This window comes from Rhodococcus sp. C26F (assembly GCF_053345925.1).
This window is the reverse complement of the sequence record NZ_JBKFBA010000031.1, coordinates 25,345-31,728: the sequence shown is the minus strand read 5'-3', so window position 1 is coordinate 31,728 and position 6,384 is coordinate 25,345. Positions and strand designations below refer to the sequence as shown.

The following is a 6,384-nucleotide window of genomic DNA, read 5'->3' as shown; positions in this document are numbered from 1 at the left end:
CGTCGTCGTTCGTCTGCAGACCTTTCATCGACCCGGCGTCGTCCGCCTCTCCGCCCCTCTGTCCCTCCACCACCGCGCCCCACTCGCGCAATCCCCGTCTCCCCACCGCCTCCCACCTCGGCTCCGGCCGCAGTGTTTTCCCTGGTCGCCGATTGCTCGGTCCTCGCTCCGCCGGCGGGGCGGATCGTCGGGGCGCCGACAGCGGTGGATCCGTCGTCGTCACGCGAGCGCGTGTCCCCATTCTCCGCCACCTGCTCTGAGCTGGGAATGTGACGACAACACGCGTGACCGGGCGGCAGTAATCCGTTTCCGGTGGGGCAAAGTGGGGTAATGTGGGGCGCGGCGGGACAAGGTGTCCTGTCGCGCGAAGCATCCGTCCGGCAGCGGGGAGGCGCCGAGTGTTCCTCGGTACCTACACCCCGAAGTTGGACGACAAGGGCCGGCTCACACTGCCGGCGAAGTACCGAGACGAGCTGGCGGGAGGGTTGATGATCACGAAGGGGCAGGATCACAGCCTCACCGTGTTCCCTCGCGACGAGTTCGCCGCTCTGGCCGAACGCGCTGCGAGTGCCTCACGGAGCAACCCTCAGGCACGTGCGTTCCTGCGGAGTCTCGCGTCGGGAACGGAAGAGCAGCGACCCGACTCACAAGGCCGGATCACGCTGTCGTCGGCCCACCGCAAGTACGCCGGTCTCACCAAGGACTGCGTGGTGATCGGTTCGGTCAGGTACCTCGAGATCTGGGACGCGACGGCATGGGAGACCTACCTCGCCGAGCACGAAGAAGACTTCTCGGAAGCGAGAGACGAAGCACTACGCGACATCTTGTAACCACGGCTCGGGCTGCGCGGCGAGTGCCGCGAGGCCTCTGCCCGATGTGCCGGCCCTGACGCACTTCCCCAGCGCCAGGTACGGACCGGAGGGCCCTGACGCACTTCCCCGGCGTCAGGTCTCTTCGGACTCGGACAGAGACCTCGAGGCATTCGCCGTCTTCCGTATCCACCCCCGTGGCGGCGAGCACGGTATCGAGACGAGCGACAGGCAGGCACGAGGCACACCACCGTCCACCCGACGAGTACCCCACAGACCGTAAGCGGCCCGAGCAGGATTCCGGAGGACACATGGTGGACGGCGAGCACGAATCCGTCGATGGTACGGATGAGGCCACCGGTGCCGATGTGACATCTGCGGCGGAATTCGGCCACGTGCCCGTCATGCTCCAGCGCGCCGTCGACCTTCTCGGTCCGGCCATCGAGAGCGTCGGTCCCGACGGCGAGGGCGCGGTCTACGTCGACGCGACACTCGGTCTCGGTGGGCACTCCGAACACTTCCTGACGATCTACCCGAAGCTGCGGCTCGTCGGCCTCGACCGTGATACCGACGCACTGGCGATCGCCCGCGAGCGACTCGCACGGTTCTCCGACCGCACAGACTTCGTCCACACCCGCTACGACGGGATCGCCGACGCGCTCGAGAGCGTCGGCCTCGACCGGTACGGCTCGGTCCACGCCGCCCTGTTCGATCTCGGCGTGTCCTCGATGCAGCTCGACGAGGCGGAGCGCGGCTTCGCCTATTCCAAGGACGCCCCGCTCGACATGCGGATGGATGCCACCACCGGCATCACCGCGGCCGATGTCCTCAACACCTACAGTCACGGCGACCTCGCTCGCATCCTGAGCACCTACGGCGAGGAGCGCTTCGCCGGCAAGATCGCCTCCGAGATCGTGCGGACCCGGGCCAAGACCCCCTTCCGGACGAGCGGCGAACTCGTCGAACTGCTGTACCGCACGATCCCGGCGGCGACCCGCCGTACCGGTGGTCACCCGGCCAAGCGCACCTTCCAGGCGTTGCGGGTCGAGGTCAACGCGGAGCTCGACTCGTTGCGCAACGCGATCCCCGACGCTCTCGACGCTCTCGCGGTGGGCGGCCGGATCGTCTTCATGTCCTACCAGTCGCTCGAGGACAAGGTCGTCAAGCAGGAGCTGACACCGCGTGCGAAGTCCCGCAGTCCCGAAGGGCTTCCGGTCGAACTGCCCGGGATGGGACCGGAACTGCGCATCCTCACCCGCGGTGCGGAGCGGGCAACGGACGACGAGATCGAGGCCAACCCACGTTCGGCGCCCGTCCGCCTGCGTGCTGCAGAACGAATCGCCAGGAGGTAACCGATGACCGTACAGGTGGCACCCCCGCAGCGCCGGAACCCGGGGCGATCGACCGCAGCGCAGCGTGCCTATCAGCGACGGTCGCAGCGCGCAGCGCAGCTCGGGGTCGAACAGGTGCAGGCCCGCGGGCGCACGACGGGTGCCGGACGTGTCCGCACCCGGATCCCGTTCGTCGCCACCATCATCGGGCTCCTGGGCGTGGGCATGGCCGTGACGCTGTTGCTGACCACCCGGGCGACCGAGGACTCCTACGAGCTCAGCGCGGCGCGGTCCCTCAACGAGGAGCTCGCCCAGAAGCGGGCGGTGCTCCAGCGCGACGTCGCCACGGCCGAGTCGGCTCCCGCGCTCGCGGTCGCCGCGGCGGAACTGGGGATGATCCCCACCGGACAGGTCGCGCGGATCGTCGTCGCTCCGGACGGTTCGGTGCAGGTGGTGGGCGATCCGGTTCCGGCCCAGGGTGCCCCGCCGGTCCCGCTGGATCCGCCCGCCCGAGAGGACGCCCGCGTCCAGACCCCGCTGGCCGGCAGCGCCGGGGCGGAGACCCCGCGGCCGCTCGGTGACGTGAGCGAGGAACCCCGGCCGCGCACCGACACCGAGGACACGCGTCGGGCCGCGCCATCGGCCGACGGCCGCCCGGTGGGCGAGGAACCGGCACCGGCTCCCGTGCCCGTACCCGCGGCGGAAGCTCCCGCGGCCGCCACGCCGGATGTCGAGGGTGCCGCACCTGTACCGCCCGCGGCAGGACAATCGGTACCCGTGAGCGAACTGCCGCAATCCGAAGCGCCCCGTGAGGCGGCGCCCGAAGCACCTGTCCAGGCCGTGCCGACGGAACCCGAGGGCGGGCCTCGGTGAACAACCGCTCCACCCCTCGGCGTGCACCACAGCGACGTTCCACCCCGGCGACGCGCGGCGGCCGCGCTCGAATGCCCGCGCCGCGCGATCGCAAGCAGCGCGACCGGACAAGTTTCGCGTTCCGCAACAAGTGGGGCCGGATCGGCATGTTCGGCATTCTGGGCGTAGCCGTCGCCCAGTTGCTGTCCGTGCAGCTCGTCCAGGCCCCCACACTCTCCGCCGAAGCCGCCAGCCAGCGCACCACCCGACTCGTCGAACCCGCCACCCGCGGCACCATCGCCGATCGCAACGGCGAACCGCTCGCCTACACCATGGAGGCGAAGGCATTGACCTTCCAACCCGTGCGGGTGCGCAAGGAACTCGAGGAGGAACGCGCGAAGGACCCGTCCCGGCCCGAGGTCTCCGAATATCTCGAGGGCGTCGCGTCGGCGGTCCACGAGGCGCTCGGCGCTGCGGCGCCGGAGAAGGACGTGCTCGAGATGCTCGAGAGCGACGAGACCTTCGTCTACCTCGCCCGCGGCGTCGATCCGGGGGTCGCGGCGGAGATCGTCGACGAGTACGACAAGGTCGGCACCGAGCGTCAGGACATCCGTCTGTATCCGGGCGGATCGCTCGCCGCCAATCTCGTCGGCGCGACCGGCTGGGACGGACACGGCCTGATCGGGCTCGAAGCGTCGATGGACGCCGTGCTGGCGGGTACCGACGGTTCGTCCACCTACGACCGTGGATCCGACGGCGCCGTCATCCCGGGCAGCTGGCGCGACCGTCAGCCCGCCGTCGACGGTTCCTCCGTCGAGCTCACGATCGACAACGACCTGCAGTACCACGTGCAGCAGGAGGTCCAGCGCGCGAAGGACCTGTCCGGGGCGAAGAACGCCTCCGCCGTGGTGCTCGACGCGCACACCGGCGAAGTGCTCGCCATGTCGAACGACAGCACCTTCGACCCGTCGATCGGTGTCGCGAACAACCCGCCCGACGCCGAACAGGGCAATCTCGCGGTCAGTTCGCCGTTCGAACCCGGATCCGTGAACAAGATCATCACCGCGGCCGCGGCGATCGAGGACGGTCTGACCCGCCCCGACGAGGTCCTGCAGGTCCCCGGCACGATCACCATGGCCGGCGCGACCGTCAAGGACGCCTGGGATCACGGGGTCGTGCCGTACACCACGACGGGTGTGTTCGGGAAGTCGTCGAACGTCGGCACGCTCATGCTCGCCGAGCGGATCGGTGAGGACCGCTTCGCCGAGATGCTGCGACTGTTCGGTCTCGGTCAGCGCACCGATGTCGGCCTGCCCGGCGAATCCGCGGGTCTGCTGCCCAGCCGTGAGCAGTGGTCGGGTGGCACCTTCGCGAACCTGCCCATCGGCCAGGGGCTGTCGATGACCCTGCTGCAGATGACCGCGATCTACCAGACCATCGCGAACGACGGGGAACGTGTCCCGCCGCGGGTCGTGCGCGCGACCATCGCGCCGGACGGCACGCGCACCGAGACGCCCCGTCCCGATCCGGTGCGGGTGGTGAACCCGCAGACCGCCGCGACGGTGCGCGACATGTTCCGTTCCGTCGTCCAGTCCGATACCGGCAACCAACAGGGCACCGGTGCGGGCGCCGCCATCGAGGGCTATCAGATCTCGGGCAAGACGGGTACCGCCCAGCAGATCGACCAGAACTGCAAGTGCTACTCGAACTCCGACTACTGGATCACCTTCGCCGGCATCGCGCCGTCCGACGATCCGCGCTATGTCGTGGGCATCATGCTCGACGCCCCGACCCGCAGCTCCGACGGCAGCGGGGGCCAATCGGCCGCGCCGCTGTTCCGCAACATCGCGTCGTGGTTGCTGCAGCGCGACGGCGTGCCGCTGTCGGCCGAACCGGAGAGCAAGTTGATCCTCCAGGTCGACTGACGAGGTGACCGTGGCGCCTCGGTAGGCTGACACGTCGGTAACGTGACACGACGGTCGTCGCCGAGAGCGGATCGGGAACGAACCCGGGAACATCCGTCGGAGTGCCTGCAGACGAGCTGCAGCGAAGCGAGAGGAAACTGGTGCCTGTGCCATCGAGTCCGGATCCGGCTCCTCCGGAGGAGGGGCGGAGACCCGAGCACCCACCGATGACGCAGATCTCGGTTCTCGCCGACGCCATCGGGGCGCGCGTCGAGATCGTCAATGCAGCCGCCGGAGAGGATGCGGCCCGCGCGGCCGCGATCACCGGCATCGACCTGCGCGCCCAGGGCATCCGCCCCGGCGACGTCTTCGCCGCGCTGCCCGGCGCGCGCGCCCACGGCGCCTCCTACGCGGGCACCGCGCTCGAACGCGGAGCGGTCGCCGTGCTGACCGACGAGGCCGGTCGCGACCTCGTCGCCGAGGCCACCTCCGATTCGGTCGCGGTCCTCGTCCATCCCGAACCGCGTGCCGCGCTGGGGGCGGCGTCGGCCACCGTCTACGGACACCCCTCCCGGAGCATGCAGGTCATCGGCATCACGGGCACGTCCGGTAAGACCACGACGTCCTATCTCGTCGAGGCAGGCCTCGTCGCGGCCGGACGCGTCGTCGGTCTCGTCGGGACCGTGGAGACCCGGATCGAAGGCATCCGCGTGCCGAGCACCCTCACGACCCCCGAGGCGCCGCAGCTGCACGCCCTGTTCGCCGTCATGCGCGAACGCGGTGTCGACACGGTCGTGATGGAGGTCTCCAGCCATGCCCTCGCACTCGGTCGCGTGGACGCCACCGAGTTCGCCGTCGGCGGGTTCACCAACCTGTCCCAGGACCATCTCGACTTCCACAAGGACCTCGACGACTACTTCGGCGCGAAGGCCCGGCTGTTCGCCGAGGACTCGCCGGTCCGGGCCCGCCGCGCGGTGGTGTGCACCGACGACGTGTGGGGACGTCGCATGGCCGAGGTCGCGCGCGCGGGCCGCGACGACGCGACCGCAGTCCGCACGGTCACCACGGGTGGCGACGGTGACGCCGCTGGCGCCGCGGCCGATTGGACGGTCACCGACGAGGTCCCCGAAGAGACGGGCGTGCAGCAGTTCACCCTGACCGGTCCGGACGGGATCGCCCACCGCGCCACCGTCGGCCTGCCGGGCCGCTACAACGTCACCAACGCCGCTCTCGCCGTGGCGCTCTGCGCCGAGGTGGGCGCCGACATCGACGCCGCGATCCGCGGTATCGCCGATGTCGCGGTGCCCGGCCGGGTCGAACGGGTCGAGCGCGGACAGGACTTCCTCGCCGTCGTCGACTACGCCCACAAGCCCGCGGCGCTCGAAGCGGTCATCGGAACCCTGCGCGCCGCGACCGAGGGACGCATCGCCGTCGTCGTCGGTGCGGGCGGCGACCGCGACCGGACGAAGCGGCCGATCATGGGCGAGG

4 protein-coding genes and 1 pseudogene (1 of these 5 only partly in view) are annotated in these 6,384 nt (G+C 70.1%); all 5 read left to right on the top strand.

The window, feature by feature from the left end; all coding sequences use genetic code 11:
* The first annotated feature begins 398 nt into the window (after positions 1 to 398).
* The gene (mraZ, locus tag ACLBYD_RS23355) at positions 399 to 830 is read left to right on the top strand and encodes a division/cell wall cluster transcriptional repressor MraZ (protein WP_006554148.1); all 432 of its coding nucleotides are present in this window, start codon (positions 399 to 401) and stop codon (positions 828 to 830) included.
* Positions 831 to 1,120: 290 nt separating this feature from the next.
* Positions 1,121 to 2,161, top strand: coding sequence for a 16S rRNA (cytosine(1402)-N(4))-methyltransferase RsmH (gene rsmH / locus ACLBYD_RS23350; protein ID WP_413768295.1), 1,041 nt, complete (start codon positions 1,121 to 1,123; stop codon positions 2,159 to 2,161).
* Positions 2,162 to 2,164: 3 nt separating this feature from the next.
* The gene (locus ACLBYD_RS23345; RefSeq protein ID WP_447818327.1) at positions 2,165 to 3,013 is read left to right on the top strand and encodes a hypothetical protein; all 849 of its coding nucleotides are present in this window, start codon (positions 2,165 to 2,167) and stop codon (positions 3,011 to 3,013) included.
* A gap of 71 nt (positions 3,014 to 3,084) precedes the next feature.
* Positions 3,085 to 4,917 carry a peptidoglycan D,D-transpeptidase FtsI family protein gene (locus tag ACLBYD_RS23340; RefSeq protein ID WP_447818326.1) on the top strand — a complete coding sequence of 611 codons (1,833 nt, stop codon included), beginning with the start codon at positions 3,085 to 3,087 and terminating at the stop codon, positions 4,915 to 4,917.
* A 206-nt stretch (positions 4,918 to 5,123) separates the two neighbouring features.
* Positions 5,124 to 6,384 (top strand): annotated as a pseudogene (locus ACLBYD_RS23335) (UDP-N-acetylmuramoyl-L-alanyl-D-glutamate--2,6-diaminopimelate ligase); it runs 373 nt beyond the window's last position.

Bases quoted from the DNA above. Each gene is read 5' to 3' on its own strand.
- rsmH (WP_413768295.1), top strand. From the start codon at position 1,121: ATGGTGGACGGCGAGCACGAATCCGTCGATGGTACGGATGAGGCCACC.
- ACLBYD_RS23345 (WP_447818327.1), top strand. From the start codon at position 2,165: ATGACCGTACAGGTGGCACCCCCGCAGCGCCGGAACCCGGGGCGATCG.
- ACLBYD_RS23340 (WP_447818326.1), top strand. From the start codon at position 3,085: ATGCCCGCGCCGCGCGATCGCAAGCAGCGCGACCGGACAAGTTTCGCG.